This is a genomic window from Reyranella sp. (assembly GCF_965279465.1).
Classification (GTDB): domain Bacteria; phylum Pseudomonadota; class Alphaproteobacteria; order Reyranellales; family Reyranellaceae; genus Reyranella.
The window spans coordinates 116,206-134,311 of record NZ_OZ257242.1 but is presented as its reverse complement, the minus strand read 5'-3'; the positions used below and the strand labels follow the sequence as shown (position 1 = coordinate 134,311).

Below are 18,106 nucleotides of genomic sequence, written 5' to 3'. Positions count from 1 at the left end.
TCGGCGGCTTGGGCCTGCAGGGCTGCGGCTCGCACTGTTCCTGACGACGCGCAAAGCGTCGATCAGTGTGCGGCGCATTAAGTCGGCGCCCGTCATTGGGGGCCGAACGATCCGAGCGGACGGCGCGATTAGGCCGGGTTGAGTCGTGCTTGGAGAACCGACGCCGCCCGCGTTCCGAACGGCGTGCGCTGCTTGGCAGCAAGCGAGCCCGTCCGGCCGCCAGGACGGGGCGGCGCAGGAGGCAGAGGGCCGGCTGGCCTCCGGATACCAAGGATTTGCCACTTTTCGCCGTACAGAGAGCGTTGCAATCTGAACTCGCGGCCCCTGTCACGGAGGAGAAAACGCGATGGCGATCAATCCACAATCGATCAAGCCTCCCGCTAACCTCGTCCCCAGAAACTACACCCCAGCCAACGGGCGCAAGTACCCGGTTCAAATCGGCGACAGCTGGGCTTCCCTCGCGGCCACGGTGGGAAGAAGCCCGTGGGATCTGATTCGCTATAACTATCCCACCCTTCCACTCGACTTGCAGCTCCCCGCGAAGGAGGTCAACTGGTATCTGGAGCACTACGTCGGCTGCACCATGCTCACTCCCGACGGCCGCAATTACCGGTTCAGCCCTCCCGGCGAAATCTGGCTTCCCAACCCTGCCGCGGCGCTCACGCCCGATCAGGTTGCCCAGCGGCTGGTGCTGAGCATCCTGCGCGAACCTGTCGTTAGGCGCATGAACTTCGGCGTCGGCTTCCTCATGATCTCCGCGACGTACTACGAGGACATCGCCAAGGCCATCGAAGCCGGCAAGATAGTCGTGAAGGTCAATCCAGCCCTGCGGAATCTCGCGATGTATTACGGGGCCTCCAGCCCGGCCCGCATCGAACTGTCCCCGACCATCTCCGACATGGGCCTCATCGTTCACGAATGCACTCATGCGATCTTCGACATGCGCAAACTCACAACCAACGTCGAGCAGTCGGAAGGATTCGGGTACCTCTCGCAGGCGCTCTACGGGCAGTTGAAGTATGGCCCCTCGGCCCGGTATACCGTGCCATTCCATTGGCCTCCGTTCAGCTGGATCTCGTGGCAGACTATCTTCGATGAATCCACCCGACTAGCGGCCGTCCTGAAAACGAGCTTCTGGGTAAGCGAGGCAGACGCGGCCCGGCTGTTCGGAGCCTTCAAGAACACGAGGGGTGGGGGATATGACACCCGCGCCGGGAAGGTGGAGACCAACGACGGACTGTGAGCGCGCGAGTGGCATCCAGCTATTGGACCTACTGTTGCTCGCGCGCTCGTGAGCAATCAACGCGAATGACTTTACAGTGGCACTCTTCTCCAAGGTCAGGCCATTCCAGGGTGTGTGCGCCCCGGCCGAGCAGACCTTCCACGATTGTGGCGGTGCAACTCCGGCTTCTGCCTTCAGAGGGACGCGCTCTAGCCGACGACCGCCGCAAGGATGGCCAGCTGGCGCTGCTCGCGCATCAATGGCTCTCCCCCATCCTTGGATGGCAAGGAGCCTTGAATGGGCTTGGCAACGCACGCCTCTCGATTCGTCATTCGCCGGCGCCTGCAAGACCAAGGGCAACGCGCGGATCACGGCGACCGGCCAAGAAGCCGGGGGGATTGCTCAGGGCATCGACGAGAGTGTTGATTTTGCTGCGGTCGATCGCTTGATCCTAACCGTCTTTTGTTCTGGTGGACCATAATCCGCTTCGGGGAGAGAACGGGAGCAGGCCGGAGGTTGGGACCGGTTGCGGGAAATTCCCTCAACTCACTTGAAAAAATTGACACGAAATCCTGGTGGGCGTTCTCGCTTCTGTTCGCAGATCGGGCTGCGTCGTTGATTCCAAGCTGCATCCTGGGCTGCGGTGTCTTGCGCATTCGTTAATGTACCACGCCGGGACAAGGCGATCGCTGCCATGGGATCACCGGGGTCCGGTGGGCCGATGCGCGGCTCGCCCGGAAACAGCGCACTGGCCCTGATGACCGGCGTCGGCTTGTCCGTAGCGCTGGTCCAGTTGAATTCCGCGTGCCAGTTCACCGTCCATCCGATACGTGCCAGAATGGTAACGGGCTCGACGTTTTTTATACGAGTCAAAAAATAGGTGATGAACTCCTCGGTGCGTTTTACGCTGGCAAGAAAGTTTGGCGCAGCCGAAACTCGGTTCTCAAACGTCAAGGGAATGGCGTTGTTGGGATGATCCTTGAACGTCACATCGACATTCAGGCCCGGATTGCTCCCCGTAACAGGTGTGATTTTCAGTGGCGGGAACGTGGACCTGAAAATCTCCTCATCAACGGTTCGGCCAAATCTGGGCTCTTCATCAAGTGACGGGTTCTGCGTGAAGCCGGTCCGCAAATTGATGACCGTGGAACCTTCCGACTCCAGCCGGCCTGCGTAGATGAATTCGTAATTATGGATGAACGAGACTTGCGCCAACCCGAACTGCATATCGCCCAGGTCACGCTGACTGTCGGGGGATTTCAGGAACACATGTGCGTCGATGGAAACTGCCTTGTCGGCGACGACATCTTCTGCAGGAAACCGCTCGCCGGCGATGAGATTGACACCTTTTGTACAGTGCAGGAGTACGAACTTCGATCCGACATGAACGCCGGCCGAGGCCCCCGGCGCCTTCCAGCTGATCTTCACACTCGATTGGTCGATGATCAGCATCGTCAGTCCCGCCCCGTGCCTCTGTTGCCGCGTGCCTTGTCCAGCCTGACGGTCGATTCACTTCGCGCGTCAAGCAACTGGTCGAGGCGTGCCAGCGTCATGGCACCGGCCACACCATCCGGCACGAGGAGGTTGGCGCGCTGGAAGGCCGCTGTCACCCGAGCTGTCTCGGGCCCGAAGATGCCATCCGGCAGTGCGGCATTCTGCTTTGTCGACCCCGGCATCGCGAAACCGAGATCAATGAAGGCCATCTGCAGCACACGCACTGCCTCTCCCGCGGCACCATGTTTCAGCGCTGGAGCATTGAGGGCAGCCTTGACTATTCCCGGACTCCCGGACAACCGTGCACATTTGAATGTCATTGAACGTACTCCGGTGCAATAAAACGCGGGCAAACGCCACTTGACTTGAATCTCCTTGAGTACGCGCGGACAAACCGACATCCACCGGATGACCGGCCTGTTGAAACCGAGTTTTTCGTAAACTGGCATTATTTGCAAGACCAGGACCTTGGCGAGAGGTATCCCCAGTCGGAAGGCGGTAATGCCTGTGCGTTGCGCGCCAGGAAGATCAATTTCGCTTTGTTCAAGCCAAAACTCTCTCCGGATTTCCCTGGAGCACATGACAACTGGGCCGATTACGCCCGTGACGGATCGGGCGATGGCGGCAGTTCGGCAATTAACTGCAGGATGTCGGTGAAGAGTTGCCTCGGAATAGCGACCTCGGCCAACTGGAGAGGCGACGTAGCGGCCGTGAGTAATGACCTTGGCTCGATCTTAATCAGCTTTTCCGTGAGGATGGGCAGCGATCAGTCCTTGACCGGCGAGGGTGTTGCCGGGGTGCGCAGGAAGCCAAACTGAGCTTTCCCTCGCGGCGGGGTGCAGCCACGATGGGGCCGGTTCAACGCCGGAGAGCTGGAAGCCATGAGAGCCATGTTTGTTTGGGTCTTTCTCGCCACATCCCTCGCTCTGCTCGGAGTCTGTCTGTCTGCTGCCCGCTCGGTCGCACAGCAGGAAGTGCCGGGGGCTCGCGACTTCCCGCTGATCAAGCGCTATGAAGGATCGCGTCTCATCGGCTACGCGGCGAAGCCATACGACTCGGCCAAGCTCATCGTCGGCAAGCTAAACGTCGGCGCCAACGGGCAACCTTCACCGGAGAACTGGCGACTGCTCGAAGGCCGGCATACCCGACTGCTCTACCTGGCGCCGAGGCAGCGCAGCTCGCTCGAAGTGTTTCGCAACTACGAACGAGACCTGGCAGCCAAGGGGTTTACAATTCTATTCAAATGCTCGGGTGAGGAGGAGTGTCAGTCCTTCGGGGCGGAGATCAACCGCGTTCTCTACCCGGCGACCGCGGCGCTGCAGAACAACGACATCTCCAAGTTTGCGTTCAATGTTCCGATCGAGCCGCACTATCTCGCGGCAACCTTGACGACCCCCGAAGGGCCGGTCGCGGTCTCGCTGTATGTCGCCACCGAGAGCGGTGCCGCATTTCCGGAAACCAAGGATCGTGTGGCGGTCCTGCTCGACGTGGTCGAGGACAAGCCGATGGACCAGAAGATGGTCACGGTCGATGCGGCGAAGATGGCGGATGAGATCAACACGACCGGGCGGGTCGCGCTCTACGGCCTGTACTTCGATACGGACAAGGCAGAGTTGAAGGCGGAATCTGCACCGTCCCTCGCCGAAATCGGGAAGCTCCTCAAGGCCCAGCCCGCGCTGAAGGTCTATATCGTCGGCCACACCGACAATGCCGGTGGCTTCGACTACAACATAGGATTGTCCCAGCGCCGCGCAAAATCCGTCGTCGACAAGCTCATGCAGAGCTACGGGATCGCGCCCGACAGGTTGAAGCCCGTCGGCGCCGGCATGATTGCTCCTGTCGCGTCCAACGACGAAGAGGCGGGCCGGAGCAAGAACCGGCGCGTCGAGATCATCAAGCAGTAGCTGCATTGCGAAAGCAACGCCGCCAGGACGGCGTGTCAATCGCAGGTCAGTCGTATTGCTTGAGGCGGTAGTTCTCCATGACCCACTTCAGCGTGGTACCGTATTGTGGATCGGTCGCATAAACGCCAGTGAGTGCGTCGGCGAAGCGATCGGGATCCTTCACGACCTCCATGGCGGCCCGATATGGGGAGCCTGTCGACAGCAGCTTGCCATGCAGTTCGAACGCCTCGGCCATGCTTTCAAAACGCCGGAAGCGCGCGGTCAGGATCACGACCTTCCCGTCAATGACCTCCCGCGTCTCGCTTTCGACGGCGGGTTGGGAGTCCAGAGCCTTGATCCCGAAGGGATTGTTGCTGGCGGGAGGCATCGCCGCTCCCCAAGCGCTTTCGACGATCCACTGCGCCAGCGTGATGGAGGCCGGGATGCCCCAACGTTGTCGCGAGGTCTTCGCCGCCTCGAGCACATCCGGCGGCACGATGCCGACATGGCCATATCTCGCAGGCGGCGGCTGCTCCTTGGCGACCAGCGGGCGCGCTGCGAGGGCGTAGTAGGTCGGGCTCCCGGGGGCAACGTAGCCAGTCGCCGGATTCATGTTCATCACGACCGCCTGAAACGCCTTGATGGCGAGGATCGTCCCGATATCCATGGCGCCCGTGACGGGCACCTCGGTATGCGGCGTCGGCAGTCTTTTGTTCAGCAGCGACTGGATGACGAACACGTCGCCGGCGCCATTGACGGCGTCCTGACCGACCGAGGTAAAGATGGGCGGTGCGACGGCGCCCGCTTCGTCCGTGCTGAGGATAGTCTGCGACGGGGCAAGGCACATGGCGGCGAGTGTGATCGAATGTCGAACAGCTCCGCTGCAGGGTAGGCGCGCCGTCCGTGGGCAGTCAACCGCGTTGGGTCTCCCGTCGAATAAGTCGTGTAAGACAAGGATCATGCAACTTGAGATATGTTCGTTGCAGACTACAGCTTTGCGCCGGACGGGCACACTTCTGCGGCCGACCAGTTAAAGCGACGTTCCAATTGCGATTGCCCTGTCGTAGGTTCTCCCACTACTATTTTAGTCGATTGGGCATGTCGGCCGGACGATGACCAGTGTGCGCCTCCGGCCGCCCATCGTTGGAGTACGCAGTCGCGTGACCTTGAAGCTGGTTATGATCCGCTGTCCCGACGACGTGGCGCCCGAGAGACGGGAAGTTCGTGGCGGTGAATTCTCGATCGGTCGGGCCAAAGACAATCAATGGGTGGTCGCCGATGCAGGCCGCCATCTATCTAAGAAGCATTGCCAGCTCATCTACGGCGCCGGAGAGTGGGAACTGCGTGATCTCAGCACCAACGGCACGTTCATCAACAACGCAAGCGATCCGATCGGCAAGGGCGCCAGCCAGAAGCTGCGCCACGGCGACAGGATCAAGTTCGGACTCTACGAGATCGAGGTGAGCCTCGACGAGGATCCAGCTGCACCGGACCACGACCGCTTCGCGGCTTACGACCGGGGCGGAAGCGCCGACTTGCCGTCGCGCTCCGAGCTTCCTCCATACCACGGCGGCAGGTCGTCCGATTCGGCGTCCATGACGGATCTGTCGGGTTCGCCGATCCTGCCCGCCGACTTCGATCCCCTCGCACCCGGCCCTGCACCCTTCGCCGGCCCGACGGAGCCGGATCACGCCCCTGCCTTGCAAAGTGCTTTCCGTCCGCCGCAACCGCTATCCATCATTCCCGACGATTGGGATGTCGATCTTCCGGCTGCCGGGCAGCGGCTGCCGACGCCGCGTCCGCATCCGGCGCAGCAGCCTTCCGAAGGTGCCGTTCCTCCCGATGCACCGGCGACCAATGAGGCGCCACGGCCGGCGACGCGTGCGGCGGCGCCGATGCCCGGGTCCGCGAGCGACTCCGACGTGACGGCGGCTTTGCTGCGTGGCTTGGGGCTCGGTGAGACAGCATTGCGCGATCCAGAGAAGACGATGGAGAGCCTCGGTGCTGCGGCGCGGGCGACCGTCAGCGGTCTCCGACAGATCTTGATGGCGCGCGCCAGCATCAAGGACGAGTTCCGCATCGAGCAGACCGTGATCCGGCCCAGCGGCAACAACCCTCTCAAGTTCTCGCTCGACGATGACGACGCCCTGGCGACACTTCTCGGCATCGGGCGGAGCGCCAGCATGCCGGCGGTGCACGCGATCACCGAGGCGTTCGACGATCTGCGAATGCATGAGCTCGCGACCATCTCGGCCATGCAGGCGGCGGTGCGTGTTCTCCTCGCGCAATTCGATCCCGACAGCATCGAGCGCAACGCCGGCAGCGGCGGATTGCAGATTCATCCCGCGCAGAAGAAGGCCAGGGCCTGGGAGGCTTTTGCGCAGCTGCATGGCAAGGTCACGCAAGCGCTCTCCGATGATTTCGACAGCGTGTTCGGCAAAGCCTTTGCACGCGCCTATGAACAGGCAATCGAGAAGCTGGACGCCGAGAAGGAGAGATCATGAACGATCGTCGACTGACCGGTCGGCGATCGCTGCTCAGAGCCGCGCCGGCCGCCCTGCTGGTCGCAGCTTGCGGCGGTCCGCCACCCCCTCCGATGGTCGATCTGACGATCAAGGCAAACCTCGACATCAATCCCAATGCAGCGGGCATGCCGGTATCGGTTGCGGTCCGTCTCTATTCTCTGAACGCCCGGTCCCGGTTCGAGTCGGCCGACGTTTTCTCCCTGATGCAGCGGGAGGCCCAGGTCCTCGGTACCGAAGGCGCCAGCGCCGAAGAGGTGCTGATTCGTCCGGGCGAGACCCGCAAGGTCGTGCTGACGCCGAAGCCCGGCGTGCGCTTCGTCGGCATTGCGGTGATGTTCCGCGACATCGATCGCGCGCAATGGCGCCTAGTCGCCCCGATCGCCGAGAGCGGGCCGACCAGGCTCGCTCTCGTTGTCCGTGGCCTCACCGCCGCACTGGTATCGCCATGACCTGGTCCAACCGGGTCGTTTGGCTGGAGGGAATGTTCCTGCGGGCACAGCATTTCCAGCAGCAGGATCGCTGGCTGGAAGCGCTGGTGCGCGACCGGACTTCTTCCCTGCGGCCGCACGGCTGGGGAATGGCCGAAGCGTCGATCAATCGCAACCTGCTCGCCACGGGCCAGTTCGCGCTGGCCAGCGGCAGCGGCGTTTTCGAAGATGGCACGCCCTTCGCACTGCCCGGCGAGACGGATCAGCCGGTTCCCCTCGATCTGCCGCCGACGACGCGCAATGCCATCGTCTATCTCGTCGTGCCGGTGAGGCAGGCCGGATCGATCGAGGTCACCGCCGACGGCGCCTCGGAAGGGCGCTACGAGCAGCGGCCATTCGAGGCCTACGACACGCATTCCGGCTCGCCGCAGCCCGCGGAAGTCCAGGTCGGACGGTTGCGGTTGCGCTATATGCTCGAGACCGAGAACCTTGCAGGATATCACGGCATCGGACTTGCGCGTGTCCTCGAGGTCGGAGCCGACCGCAAGGTCGTCCTCGACGACCAGTGGATTCCGCCGTGTCTTGCCTGCTCCGCCGCCGCGCCGCTGACCGGCCTGCTCGCCGAGCTTGCCGGTCTTCTCAACCAGCGGGGCGAGGCGCTGGCGGCTCGATTGACAGCACCGGGTTCACGTGGCGTTGCGGATGTCTCGGACTTCCTGCTTCTGCAGTCGGTCAACCGCTCGCAGAAGCTGCTGGCCCACTGGGCAGGCGACGGCAATGTCCACCCCGTGGATCTCTACGCCGCTCTTGTCCAGATGGCCGGTGATTTTGCGACATTCACCGAAGCCAGCCGTCGTCTTGCGGACTATCCGCCCTACCGGCATTCCGACCTGCAGCGCAGCTTTGCTCCGGTCATCGCCGATTTGCGACGCTCGCTTTCGTCCGTGATCGAGCAGACCGCTATCCAGATCCCGTTGCAGCAGCGTGCGTATGGCGTGCGGGTCGGTCCCATTGTCGACCGCGGCATCCTGCGCTCATCGAGCTTCGTGCTCGCCGTTCAGGCAGATGTGCCTTCCGAATCGTTGCGTCGGCTGTTCCCGACACAAGTCAAGATCGGCGCGGTCGAGCACATTCGCGAATTGGTGAATGTCGCCTTGCCGGGCATCGCGGTGCGGCCGCTTCCTGTGGCACCGCGGCAACTGCCGTTCTATGCGGGTGCGACATACTTCGAACTGGATCGTAATTCGACACACTGGAAGGAACTGCAGGCTTCCGGGGGCTTCGCCATCCACCTCTCTGGCGAGTTTCCCAACCTGAATATCGAGCTATGGGCGATCCGCGGCTGACGCTGCCCCAGTGAGGCGACATGATCGACAATCCCTTCGCTGAGCCCGAGGACGACAACCGGACGGTGATCCGGCCGACGCCCGGCCGGCGTCGGGCATCGCCCCCGGAGGGGCCGCCCGGCGCAAGCACCGAGGCGCCGCCACAGGAAACGCCCGCTCCGCGGGTTGCGGCCTCGCCCGTGGCGGAAGGGACGGAGGATGTTGCCGTCGGTGGCGACGTGTTGCTGGTCGCTGCTGCGCCGCTGCTCCAGTTGATGGCGCGGCTTCGTAACACGGCGAACTCGCCGGATTCGGGGGATCTCTATCAGCGCACCGTTCGGCAGATCCGCGCCTTCGAGCAGGAGGCGCGAGACAAGGGCGTGCCATTGGAGCAACTCCGCCCGGCACACTATGCACTCTGCGCCAGCCTCGACGACATCGTGCTCAATACGCCGTGGGGCAGCAGCGGCACATGGAGCCAGCGTTCACTGGTCTCTACCTTTCATCAGGAAGTGCGCAGCGGCGAGCGCTTCTTCGACGTACTGAAGCAGATGTGTGACAATCCGGGTCGCTTCCTCCCGGTCGTCAAGCTCATGTACCTCTGCATGTCGCTGGGCTTCGTCGGGCAGTACCGCCTGTCGCGGCGCGGCGGCGGCGAGATCAGCCGGATTCGCGAAGAAACTTACGCCGTCATCGCGCGCCAGCAGAAACCCGCCGAGGCCGACCTGGCGCCCCACACCAAAGGCGTGAACGCGCCTTACCGGCCGGCGCGATTCGTCGTGCCGATTTGGGTCGCGGCGGCGGCTGGCCTCGGCGTCGTCGGCGCGCTCTTCCTTTGGTTCTTCATCAACCTCAATGCCCAGTCGGATACGGTCTATGCGCGGCTGCAGGGCGCCCCGCCGGACCGCATGCCGACGATCACGCGCGCACCGTTGGTCGAACCTGCCCCCGTTGTCGCCGCCACGCCGCCACCGCCCCCCGAACCCACGGCGCTCGACAAGCTGCGGCAGTTCCTGAAGCCCGAGATCGACCAGGGACTGGTCGAGGTGCTGGGGACCCCGGCACAGCCGTTGGTCCGGATCACCGGCCGCGGCATGTTTGCCTCAGGCAGCGCCACGCTCACACCGAGCTTCAAGCCGCTGGTGGATCGCATCGGGCTGGCCCTCAGGGAGGAGAGCGGACCGGTCAAGGTCATCGGCTACACGGACAACGAACCAATCCGCACCATCGCCTTCCCGTCGAACTTCCAGCTCTCCGCGGCGCGCGCAAAAGCGGCTGCCGCGGTGATAGCAGCCAGCATCGGCGATCCGGCAAGAGTCACTATCGACGGCAGGGCCGACGCCGATCCGATTGCGTCCAACGCAACTCCCGAAGGGCGCGAACGCAACCGACGCATCGAAGTCGTTCTCAATCGGCAGGGCGGGTAGACATGAAGGCACTCCGACTTCTTGCCTCCCGCTGGGTGCTGAGCTTCGTCGGCGTCATCATCGTCGCGCTGCTGGTCTGGTTCTTCGGTCCGCTTCTGCCGCTGCTGGAAGGCTGGATCGCACGACTGGCCATCGTGGTGGCACTGCTGGTCGTCTGGGCTGGCGCGAACCTGGTCCTCGATTACGCCCGCCGGCGCCGAGAGCAGAGGCTTGAAAGAGGTGTGACGGGAAGTGCGGCCATCGAGGCGGAACAGGGTGGCGGCGAGGAGGCCGCCGCTCTTCGCGAGCGCATGTCGACGGCGCTTTCGCTGTTGAAGAAGGCGCGTGGCACCCGAGGCTATCTCTACGAGCAGCCGTGGTACGTCATCATCGGCCCGCCGGGCGCCGGCAAGACGACGGCGCTCCTGAACAGCGGGCTGAAGTTCCCGTTGGCTGCCGAGATGGGGCAGGGGGCGGTTGCCGGGGTCGGCGGCACGCGGCTCTGTGACTGGTGGTTCACCGAGAACGCCGTGCTGATCGACACCGCTGGCCGTTACACCACTCAGGATTCGAACGCGGCCGTCGATCGTGCCGGATGGGATGCCTTTCTCGAGTTGCTGCACAGGACGCGGCCCCGCCAGCCGCTGAACGGCGTGATCGTCGCTATCGCGCTGAGCGACATAGCCGCGGCGCCGCAAAGCGAGCGACTGGCCCATGCGCGCGCCGTGCGGCGGCGCGTCAAGGAACTGGAGGAACGTCTCAACATCCACCTCCCGGTCTATTTGCTGTTGACCAAATCGGACCTGATTGCGGGCTTTGCCGAGTTCTTCGACGATCTCGACCGCGAGCGGCGCGAACAGGTCTGGGGTGTGACCTTCCCGTTGGGCAAAGCAGCGACCGCGGGGCCCGTCGCCCTGTTTCCCGACGAGCTCCAGCTGCTGGTCGACAGCCTGAACGACCGCTTGTTCGATCGCCTGCAGGCCGAGCAGAGCCCGGAGCGGCGGGCCCTGATCGCCGGCTTTCCCACGCAGATCGCCAGCATGGCGCAGCCTCTGGAGGGCTTCCTCACGGAAGCGTTCGGCGGCTCCCGCCTCGATCCGGCGCCGCTGCTGCGCGGCGTCTACTTCGCATCCGGTACCCAGGAAGGCTCGCCGATCGATCGCCTCACGGGCGTGATGATGCGCGCCTTCGGCCTCGACCAGCGCCGTGCCGCCGTCCTGCGTCCGGTGCAGGGGCGCAGCTACTTCCTGGGACAACTTGTGTCGCGCGTGATCTTCGGCGAGGCCATGTTGGTGAGCGAGCCGCCGTCCGCCCGCCTGCGACGCCTTGTCCTGCGCTCCGCTTCGTATGCCGTTGTGGCCTTGCTCACTCTGGGAGCGGTGGGATGGCTCATCATCAATCGGTCGGGCAGCGAGCGGGAGATCGGAGAGATGTCGGCGGCGCTCGAGACCTACGAGCGGGTTGCCAAGGAAGTGACGTTCGACCCGGTCAACGACGCCGACCTGCCGCGCCTGCTGCCGTTGCTCGACGCTGCGCGCGACCTCGCGAACGCCACGAAGGGGAGCACGCCGCTGCTGGCGAGCTTCGACCTGTCGCAGACGGCCAAGCTGCGCGGTGGTGCCATGGCTGTCTACCGGCATGCGCTCGGCTATGCGCTGCTGCCGCGCCTGGTCTGGCGTCTGGAAGCCCAGATGCGCGGTTATTTCACCCAGCCGGATTTCCTTTACGAGGCGACGCGCGTCTATCTGATGCTGGGCGGCCAAGGTCCGCTCGACCGGTCGTTGGTCAGGGAATGGATGACGTACGATTGGCAGGCCCAATATTCCGGCGCCGCCAATCTGGCGGTCGTGGCCGGCCTGCAACGTCATCTCGACGCGCTGCTCGCGGAGCCGTTGCCTGCAGTGACGCTCGACGAATCGCTGGTCGCCAAGGCGCGCACGACTTTCAGCCGGGTTTCCCTGGCGTCGCGCGCCTATTCGCGGATCAAGCCATCGGCCGCCGCGCAGGCCCTGCCGCCATGGAAGCCAAGCGACGCTCTGGGACGGGCGGGCGGAAGTGTTTTCACGCGGGCATCGGGCAAGAAGCTGAGCGACGGCATTCCGGGCTTCCTGACCGTGGAAGGCTTCCACAAAGTCCTGTTGCCTGCCCTGTCGACGGCGACGCGCGAGGTTGCTGCGGAAAGCTGGGTGCTGGGCCAGAAGGTGCCCGGCTCCCTGGACCTTGCGCAGCAAAGCGCTGTCGCGAACGATGTCGTCAAGCAGTATCTGGAGGACTACGCCAAGGCATGGGACGCGCTGCTGCTGGATATCGAGATTGCGCCGTTGCGCAGCCTCAACCAGGCCTCGCAGGATCTCTACATACTGGCGTCCAAGCAGTCGCCGCTGAAGGAGCTGCTGGTCGCCATCGCCCGGCAGCTCACATTGTCGGAGCCGCCGAAATCTACATCGGTCGAAGCGGCCGCCGCGGAGGCGGAAAAGGCGGCGAAGGACAAGGCTGCGGCTGTCGCGCCCACGGTGGCGAAGTCGGCCGCGCTGGCCGCTCTGCTCGCCGGCCAGGCCGGCGCCGCACCCACGCTTCCACCCGGCCACGAGATCGACGAGCGCTACGGGCAGCTTCGCGACCTGGTTTCGCCGCCGGGGTCGGCGCCGATCGACCAGGTGCTGAAGCTCCTCGACGACCTGCGCCAGCAGCTCGCACGGCTGAATGCCGCCGGGGTCGGCGCCGCTGCCGCTTCGACCACCGACGATCCCTCGCTGGCGCTGCGGGCAGAGTCTCAGCGTCAACCGCAGCCGCTCGGCCGCTGGCTGGCTGGCATGGCCGAGCAGAGCACGGCCCTGCGCAGCGGCGGCGCGCGACAGCAGGTTGCTGCCGCCCACAATGGCGTCAACGGACCCGGCCGGCTCTGTGCGCCGGCGGTCAATGGCCGCTTCCCATTCGTGCCGGGCAGCTCGAATGAGACGCCCCTGGACGATTTCGCGAAGCTGTTCGCGCCGGGCGGACTGATCGACGGATTCTTCAACACGCACCTTCGACCGTATGTCAACACCACCGGAAAGACATGGACGCCGCAGGCAGTGGACGGCGTTTCCGCACCGCTTTCGCCGGCCGATATCGCCCAGTTCCAGCGGGCAGCCGTCATCCGCGATCTGTTCTTCGCCACCGGGTCGACGACGATATCGGTGCGCTTCGACATCTCACCAGTCGAGCTCGATGCCGGTGCCTCGCAAGTCAGCCTCGAGCTGGACGGCACCTCGGTCACCTACGCGCACGGACCGTCGCGCTCGACCCAGATCACATGGCCTGGGCCGAATGGCATGACGAACGTCCGGCTGGTCTTCAATCCGCCGCCGCGCGGCGGGACCGGGGTCATTTCCGAGACCGGACCATGGGCGATGTTTCGCCTCTTCGGTCGCGGCACCCTGCAGCAGGCCGGTTCGCCCGAGCGATATCTCCTGACCTTCGCGCTCGGCGACCGAAGCGCAAGCTTCGAGATCCGTGCGGGTTCGGTCATGAATCCCTTCGCGCCTGGCGTCTTGCAGGACTTCCGCTGCCCGGCGGTCAAAGGCTAGCGGTCGATGATTCCGCTTCCCCCCGAGGCGTCTGCCGGACTGTTTGGCAAGCTGCCGGCGCGGGGGGACTTCGTGCGTGAGAACCTGCCGCGCGACTTTACCGATGCGTGGGACGCGTGGTGGCAGCGCGGCCTTGCCGACACGCAGGCCCGCTGGCCCGATGCGTGGCGCGATGCCTGGCTCGAGACCCCGATCTGGCGCTTCATGCTGCCGCCGGGGGTGTGCGGCAAGAGCGGTATGCTGGGGCTCTGGATACCGAGCGTCGACAAGGTTGGCCGCTATTCGCCGTTGACGATCGCCGCTGCGGCACCTTGCGATTGGCTGCCGTATGTCGGGGTGATGGCGCCGTTCCTGGCGGCTGCCGAGGCGGCTGCGTGCAATGCGTTGGAGCACGATCTCGCCCCCGTCGAGGTTATGGAACGCATCCAACCTGCCTTGGTCTCGGCCGATACGCCTGATCCCGATCCCGGCTTTGTCGATGGCCACACGGCGTGGTGGACGGAAGGCGGTCCGAGGGTCCGTGCACGCTTCGAAACCGGCGTCGGCCTGCCGGAGGGAAACTGGTTCGCCGCGTTCATGGACGACGAATGGGGGGGCAGCGATGGCGGGCTGCCGTCTGCCCCCGGAACCCAGGATGCTTCGTGATGCTTGGAATCGGGATCGATCAGAACAGCGCTCGCTTCGGCAGTTTCCGCTCCTCCGCGGCAACGCACCAGGGCACCGCGAACCGGCCGAACGAGGATGCCTACCTCAACCGGCCGGACCTCGGGGTCTGGGCGGTCGCCGATGGAGCGGGCGGACATAAAGACGGTGAGTTCGCCTCCGCCGAAGTGGTGGGCGCTCTGCAGAGCATGACCGCGGGCCTGTCGGCCGTCGAGATGCTGCTCGAGGTGCGCTCCCGGCTCGAGGCCGCGCACGCCCGTCTCAACGCCGAGGCCGCACGCCACGGCGCCGGCGTCCTTGTGGCGACGACCGTTGTCGTCGTGCTGGCGCGAGACGATCATTTTGCCTGCCTGTGGGCCGGCGATTCGCGAGCCTACCTGCTGCGCGGCCAAGCACTGACCAGGATCACCCGAGACCACAGCCTGGTGCAGGCGATGGTCGAGGCGGGCGAGATCAGCGAGGCGGAGGCCGCCCACCATCCAAAGTCCAACGTCATCACGCGCGCCGTAGGCGCGGGCATCGAACAGCTCGAGCTCGATAAGCGGACCGGCCAGCTTCAGGCCGGCGACCGGCTGCTCCTGTGCACCGATGGCTTGAGCAAGACGCTTCCCGAGGAGCTGCTTGCCCACCTGCTCTCCGGCGACGACGAATCCGCCGCGGAGCGTCTCGTCACGGCCGCCTTGATGGCCAAGGTGACCGACAATGTCACCGCCGTCACGATCGACTTCGACATCGGCGACGTGATCTCGGTTCGCGCCGTCAGCCGATCAGGACAGTCGGACAGCCCATGACGATAGCGCCGCCATGAGCACACATGTCGCCGAGGCGTGCGGCGGGCATGCCGCCGATCAGGACGGTAGGTGATCCGAGAACGACCACGTCCGGAGGGCCGACGCAAACGGCCATGTCGCCCATGCGTGCGGCGGGCATGCCGCCGATCAGGACGGTCAGACAGCCGGGCGGAAGGATGGGGCCGCCAACATGCGGTACCAGCACGGTGACCATGGGGCAGACGTGCATGTCGCCGACGCGCGCTGCGGGCATGCCCATCAATCGCTCTCCACTTCGAGGTGTCCTGCTCCGCCGGCCGCGATGTCCTTGGCGGAAATGAGGAACTGCAGCAGCCTGCCGTCGCGCCGCGCTGCCGGGCCCCGGGCTGCCGCCAGGGCCACCGAGCCTGCCACGGCGAGGCCGGTAAAATGTGGCTGGGGCGGAACTTTCGGCGCCTCCGGCGGCGCCATCGAATCGCCGCTCCAGAAGGCCCCGACGGCGGCCCACGCCTCGGCGCTGCCGAAGCCCGCGGCCTCCGCTTGCTTCATCGCGCTGCGCCGATGCTCGTCGGTCGGCTTGCGGACCCAGGCCTCGGCGGCGGTGCGCACCTGCTGCTCGGTCGCCTGATCGGTGCCCGAGGCAGCCGTGTGAAGCGAGCAAGCGCAGGCCCACCATACCGCTTCGCGGGCAGGCAGCGCGTGGGCGACGAGGCGCGTCGCCTCGATCAACAGCCCGGCGCGCTCGAGCCTGTCGAGGGCGTCGACGGAATCCTGGCAGCCCGAAAGCGCCGCCCGCCCGTGCTCGTCGAGCTGCAGGTGTGGCAGCACGCGCACGAGATCGTCCCTGAGCTTGCTCGCGGACTTGCCGGTCGTCGGGCCGGTCGTCGGGGAAGCCATAGCGGACGCCTCAGCCGATCATGAGGATGCCGCCGCTCAGCTGCAGCATCGCGTTGCCCTTCACGGTTGTCATCAGACCCTTCACCTCCGTCATGATCTGCCCGTCGACCTTGACCATCAGGCCGGTCACCGTCACGCCCATCTGATCGATCTTCACCGAGTTCGCGCCAACCTTGAGCGTGATCGACTGCATGGCTTCCATGGTGATCGAGCCGAGATCGCATTTCACCGAAATGTTGCCGAGCTTCAGCTCGGTGGTCTGGTTACCCTGCTTGAGGGTCACCTTTTCGTTGCCCTTGTTGATCGTGACGGTCCGGTCGTTCTCGATCGTCAGCGTCTGGTCGTTCTCGACTTCGGTTTTCATGTCCTTCTGGGCATGGACGAACAGCAGCTCGTCGCCCTTCTTGTCGTCAAACGACAGCTCGTTGAAAGCGTCGGTGCCGCCCTTGTTCACCGATCGCGAGCGAAAGCCCAGCTTGGTCTTCTCGGCGGCCGGAAAGATCGGCTTGTCGTCGCCGTTGTACAGGCCGCCGATGACGATGGGACGGTCTGGATCGGCGTCCATGAAGGCGACCGCCACCTCGGTGTCGACACGCGGGATGAACTGCCCGCCCCACTGGTTGCCCGCCCAAGGCTGCACCACGCGCACCCATTCGCTGTTGTCGGCGGTGGCGTCTTCGCGCCAATCCCAGAAGAAGCGGATCTTGATGCGACCTTGATCGTCGGTGTGGATGTCCTCGCCTGACGGCGCCAGGACCTTGGCCGTGTGAAGACCCTCCATCCGCGGCCTCGACGTCGCCATGGGCTGGCGCCAGGGCACCGAGTTGGGAAAGCAGGCGAAGCTGTTGGTGTAGTGCGTGCCACCCACGATTCCGGCCCGCTCGGAGACGTCTTCGGCGCGATGCGTGATCTGGCGAACGACATGAACCTGCTCGCCGGCGTCGGTGCGCAGCTTGAACTTGCCGCCGGCGATCAGGCCGCCATGGTCGCATTCCGCGGCGATCAGGGAGACGGCCGCCTCGGCTGCTTCCATGCGCCATCGCGCGCGATTCTTCGCCATCCCGGTGTCGCGGGTGAGGGCAGGCCAATGGAACACCGGGCGACCCGCGGCGCCGCCATGCTTGAGGATGGTGCCCTGCTCCATCTTGAGGTTTTTGTCGGGAACGTCGAAGTCGTAGTCCTTCACCGTGACCTTGCCCGGGGCGAACGCCTCGGGCTTGCGGAACTCGGTCAACATGTCGGCAGTCGTGCCCGTGCCGAGGCGCAGCGTGGCGCCAGGGATTGTATAGAAGCCGTTATTGTCGTTCGTCACGACCAGCGTATGGCTATCGGAATCGTGCTCGAAAAAATAGTACCAGCCTTCTTCCTCCATGAGGCGCGAGGCGAAGTGCAGAGACGTCTCGTTGAACTGCGCGGTCGCTTTGCGCGGTGTCGGCTGTGAATAGAGACGAAACGCCGTCTTGGTAACGCCGGCTTCAGTGAAAACGGTTTTGACGATGTCTTCGGCGGTCTTGTTGAAGAACATCCGGCAGTCGCTCCGGATGGCCGCTTGCACCAGCTGGGGCACAAGGATCATCCGGTAGAGCTTGTCGATCGCGCCGCTCTGCTCGATCACGCCGAACTGCGAGACGATGCCGTGGAAGTAGCGGGTGCTCCTGCCGCCATGGTTGACAGAGACACAGGCCGGCTTGTTGAGCATCGCCACTGCGTTGATCGCGTCCGGGGCGACCACTTCGACCTCGAACCGGAAGAGGTCGCTGATCGTCTCATGGGCCACGAACCGAACCGCCGTCAGCGGCGATTCGGCAGAGCTCGTGATCGAGAGCAGGGATTTCTTGTCGTCTTCCGCCATGTGCAGCGCAACTTTCGGTGTGGCGTTCCAGGGGTCAGGTCACGACCGGGTGCCTCCGGGCCGACGGTAGCC

15 protein-coding genes and 1 pseudogene are annotated in these 18,106 nt (G+C 64.6%); 9 read left to right on the top strand and 7 right to left on the bottom strand.

All coding sequences use genetic code 11. From position 1 onward, the window contains the following. Positions 1-346 precede the first annotated feature (346 nt). The gene (locus ACQY8M_RS00590) at positions 347-1,243 is read left to right on the top strand and encodes a hypothetical protein (protein ID WP_428668480.1); all 897 of its coding nucleotides are present in this window, start codon (positions 347-349) and stop codon (positions 1,241-1,243) included. A gap of 525 nt (positions 1,244-1,768) precedes the next feature. On the opposite strand, the gene ACQY8M_RS00585 is transcribed toward ACQY8M_RS00590, so the two are convergent. The 3 genes and pseudogenes from ACQY8M_RS00585 to ACQY8M_RS00575 all read right to left on the bottom strand — a co-directional run. Further along, positions 1,769-2,674 (bottom strand): hypothetical protein, encoded by a 906-nt coding sequence (locus tag ACQY8M_RS00585; RefSeq protein ID WP_428668478.1) that lies wholly within the window; start codon positions 2,672-2,674, stop codon positions 1,769-1,771. A gap of 2 nt (positions 2,675-2,676) precedes the next feature. After that, positions 2,677-2,940 carry a peptidoglycan-binding domain-containing protein gene (locus ACQY8M_RS00580; protein ID WP_428668476.1) on the bottom strand — a complete coding sequence of 88 codons (264 nt, stop codon included), beginning with the start codon at positions 2,938-2,940 and terminating at the stop codon, positions 2,677-2,679. Between the two features lie 371 nt (positions 2,941-3,311). Continuing rightward, positions 3,312-3,524: pseudogene (locus ACQY8M_RS00575) on the bottom strand (IS1380-like element ISCARN79 family transposase); the annotation flags it as partial. Between the two features lie 73 nt (positions 3,525-3,597). Between ACQY8M_RS00575 and ACQY8M_RS00570 the strand changes: the two are divergent. Further along, entirely contained in the window at positions 3,598-4,620 is a 1,023-nt protein-coding gene (locus ACQY8M_RS00570; RefSeq protein WP_428668474.1) for an OmpA family protein, read from the top strand. A 46-nt stretch (positions 4,621-4,666) separates the two neighbouring features. Here ACQY8M_RS00570 and ACQY8M_RS00565 read toward each other — a convergent pair whose 3' ends face one another. Further along, positions 4,667-5,446, bottom strand: coding sequence for a glycoside hydrolase family 73 protein (locus tag ACQY8M_RS00565; RefSeq protein ID WP_428668472.1), 780 nt, complete (start codon positions 5,444-5,446; stop codon positions 4,667-4,669). Positions 5,447-5,759: 313 nt separating this feature from the next. Here ACQY8M_RS00565 and tagH point away from each other — a divergent pair, with 313 nt between their 5' ends. Genes tagH through ACQY8M_RS00530 form a run of 7 tightly spaced genes read left to right on the top strand, consistent with a single transcriptional unit; the run spans position 5,760 to position 15,306 of the window. Beyond that, on the top strand, positions 5,760-7,103 hold the full coding sequence (gene tagH / locus ACQY8M_RS00560; RefSeq protein ID WP_428668470.1) for a type VI secretion system-associated FHA domain protein TagH: 1,344 nt from the start codon (positions 5,760-5,762) through the stop codon (positions 7,101-7,103). Continuing rightward, positions 7,100-7,573, top strand: coding sequence for a type VI secretion system lipoprotein TssJ (tssJ, locus tag ACQY8M_RS00555; RefSeq protein WP_428668468.1), 474 nt, complete (start codon positions 7,100-7,102; stop codon positions 7,571-7,573). The genes tagH and tssJ overlap by 4 nt, the downstream gene beginning before the upstream one ends. A 32-nt stretch (positions 7,574-7,605) precedes the next feature. Then, positions 7,606-8,898: a type VI secretion system baseplate subunit TssK gene (gene tssK / locus ACQY8M_RS00550; RefSeq protein WP_428668466.1), complete on the top strand. Its 1,293-nt coding sequence runs from the start codon at positions 7,606-7,608 to the stop codon at positions 8,896-8,898. 20 nt (positions 8,899-8,918) lie between these two features. Next, positions 8,919-10,304 carry a type VI secretion system protein TssL, long form gene (gene tssL, locus ACQY8M_RS00545; RefSeq protein ID WP_428668464.1) on the top strand — a complete coding sequence of 462 codons (1,386 nt, stop codon included), beginning with the start codon at positions 8,919-8,921 and terminating at the stop codon, positions 10,302-10,304. Positions 10,305-10,306: 2 nt separating this feature from the next. Next, positions 10,307-13,852 (top strand): type VI secretion system membrane subunit TssM, encoded by a 3,546-nt coding sequence (tssM, locus tag ACQY8M_RS00540; RefSeq protein ID WP_428668462.1) that lies wholly within the window; start codon positions 10,307-10,309, stop codon positions 13,850-13,852. Positions 13,853-13,858: 6 nt separating this feature from the next. Continuing rightward, on the top strand, positions 13,859-14,497 hold the full coding sequence (gene tagF / locus ACQY8M_RS00535; RefSeq protein ID WP_428668460.1) for a type VI secretion system-associated protein TagF: 639 nt from the start codon (positions 13,859-13,861) through the stop codon (positions 14,495-14,497). After that, complete coding sequence (locus ACQY8M_RS00530) at positions 14,497-15,306, top strand: PP2C family protein-serine/threonine phosphatase (protein ID WP_428675607.1); 810 nt, start codon at positions 14,497-14,499, stop codon at positions 15,304-15,306. Before tagF ends, ACQY8M_RS00530 begins: the two co-directional genes overlap by 1 nt. On the opposite strand, the gene ACQY8M_RS00525 is transcribed toward ACQY8M_RS00530, so the two are convergent. Genes ACQY8M_RS00525 through ACQY8M_RS00515 form a run of 3 tightly spaced genes read right to left on the bottom strand, consistent with a single transcriptional unit; the run spans position 15,275 to position 18,034 of the window. After that, positions 15,275-15,565, bottom strand: a complete 291-nt coding sequence (locus ACQY8M_RS00525; RefSeq protein WP_428668458.1) for a PAAR domain-containing protein — start codon at positions 15,563-15,565, stop codon at positions 15,275-15,277. The two genes, ACQY8M_RS00530 and ACQY8M_RS00525, sit on opposite strands and share 32 nt — an antisense overlap. After that, positions 15,565-16,182 (bottom strand): DUF6931 family protein, encoded by a 618-nt coding sequence (locus ACQY8M_RS00520; RefSeq protein ID WP_428668456.1) that lies wholly within the window; start codon positions 16,180-16,182, stop codon positions 15,565-15,567. The genes ACQY8M_RS00525 and ACQY8M_RS00520 overlap by 1 nt, the downstream gene beginning before the upstream one ends. A gap of 10 nt (positions 16,183-16,192) precedes the next feature. Beyond that, on the bottom strand, positions 16,193-18,034 hold the full coding sequence (locus ACQY8M_RS00515; RefSeq protein ID WP_428668454.1) for a type VI secretion system Vgr family protein: 1,842 nt from the start codon (positions 18,032-18,034) through the stop codon (positions 16,193-16,195). Positions 18,035-18,106: the final 72 nt, after the last annotated feature.

Bases quoted from the DNA above. Each gene is read 5' to 3' on its own strand.
- ACQY8M_RS00520 (WP_428668456.1), bottom strand. From the start codon at position 16,182: ATGGCTTCCCCGACGACCGGCCCGACGACCGGCAAGTCCGCGAGCAAG.
- tssJ (WP_428668468.1), top strand. From the start codon at position 7,100: ATGAACGATCGTCGACTGACCGGTCGGCGATCGCTGCTCAGAGCCGCG.
- ACQY8M_RS00515 (WP_428668454.1), bottom strand. From the start codon at position 18,034: ATGGCGGAAGACGACAAGAAATCCCTGCTCTCGATCACGAGCTCTGCC.
- ACQY8M_RS00530 (WP_428675607.1), top strand. From the start codon at position 14,497: ATGCTTGGAATCGGGATCGATCAGAACAGCGCTCGCTTCGGCAGTTTC.
- ACQY8M_RS00525 (WP_428668458.1), bottom strand. From the start codon at position 15,565: ATGGGCATGCCCGCAGCGCGCGTCGGCGACATGCACGTCTGCCCCATG.
- ACQY8M_RS00570 (WP_428668474.1), top strand. From the start codon at position 3,598: ATGAGAGCCATGTTTGTTTGGGTCTTTCTCGCCACATCCCTCGCTCTG.
- tagF (WP_428668460.1), top strand. From the start codon at position 13,859: ATGATTCCGCTTCCCCCCGAGGCGTCTGCCGGACTGTTTGGCAAGCTG.
- tssM (WP_428668462.1), top strand. From the start codon at position 10,307: ATGAAGGCACTCCGACTTCTTGCCTCCCGCTGGGTGCTGAGCTTCGTC.
- tssL (WP_428668464.1), top strand. From the start codon at position 8,919: ATGATCGACAATCCCTTCGCTGAGCCCGAGGACGACAACCGGACGGTG.
- tssK (WP_428668466.1), top strand. From the start codon at position 7,606: ATGTTCCTGCGGGCACAGCATTTCCAGCAGCAGGATCGCTGGCTGGAA.
- ACQY8M_RS00565 (WP_428668472.1), bottom strand. From the start codon at position 5,446: ATGTGCCTTGCCCCGTCGCAGACTATCCTCAGCACGGACGAAGCGGGC.
- ACQY8M_RS00590 (WP_428668480.1), top strand. From the start codon at position 347: ATGGCGATCAATCCACAATCGATCAAGCCTCCCGCTAACCTCGTCCCC.
- ACQY8M_RS00585 (WP_428668478.1), bottom strand. From the start codon at position 2,674: ATGCTGATCATCGACCAATCGAGTGTGAAGATCAGCTGGAAGGCGCCG.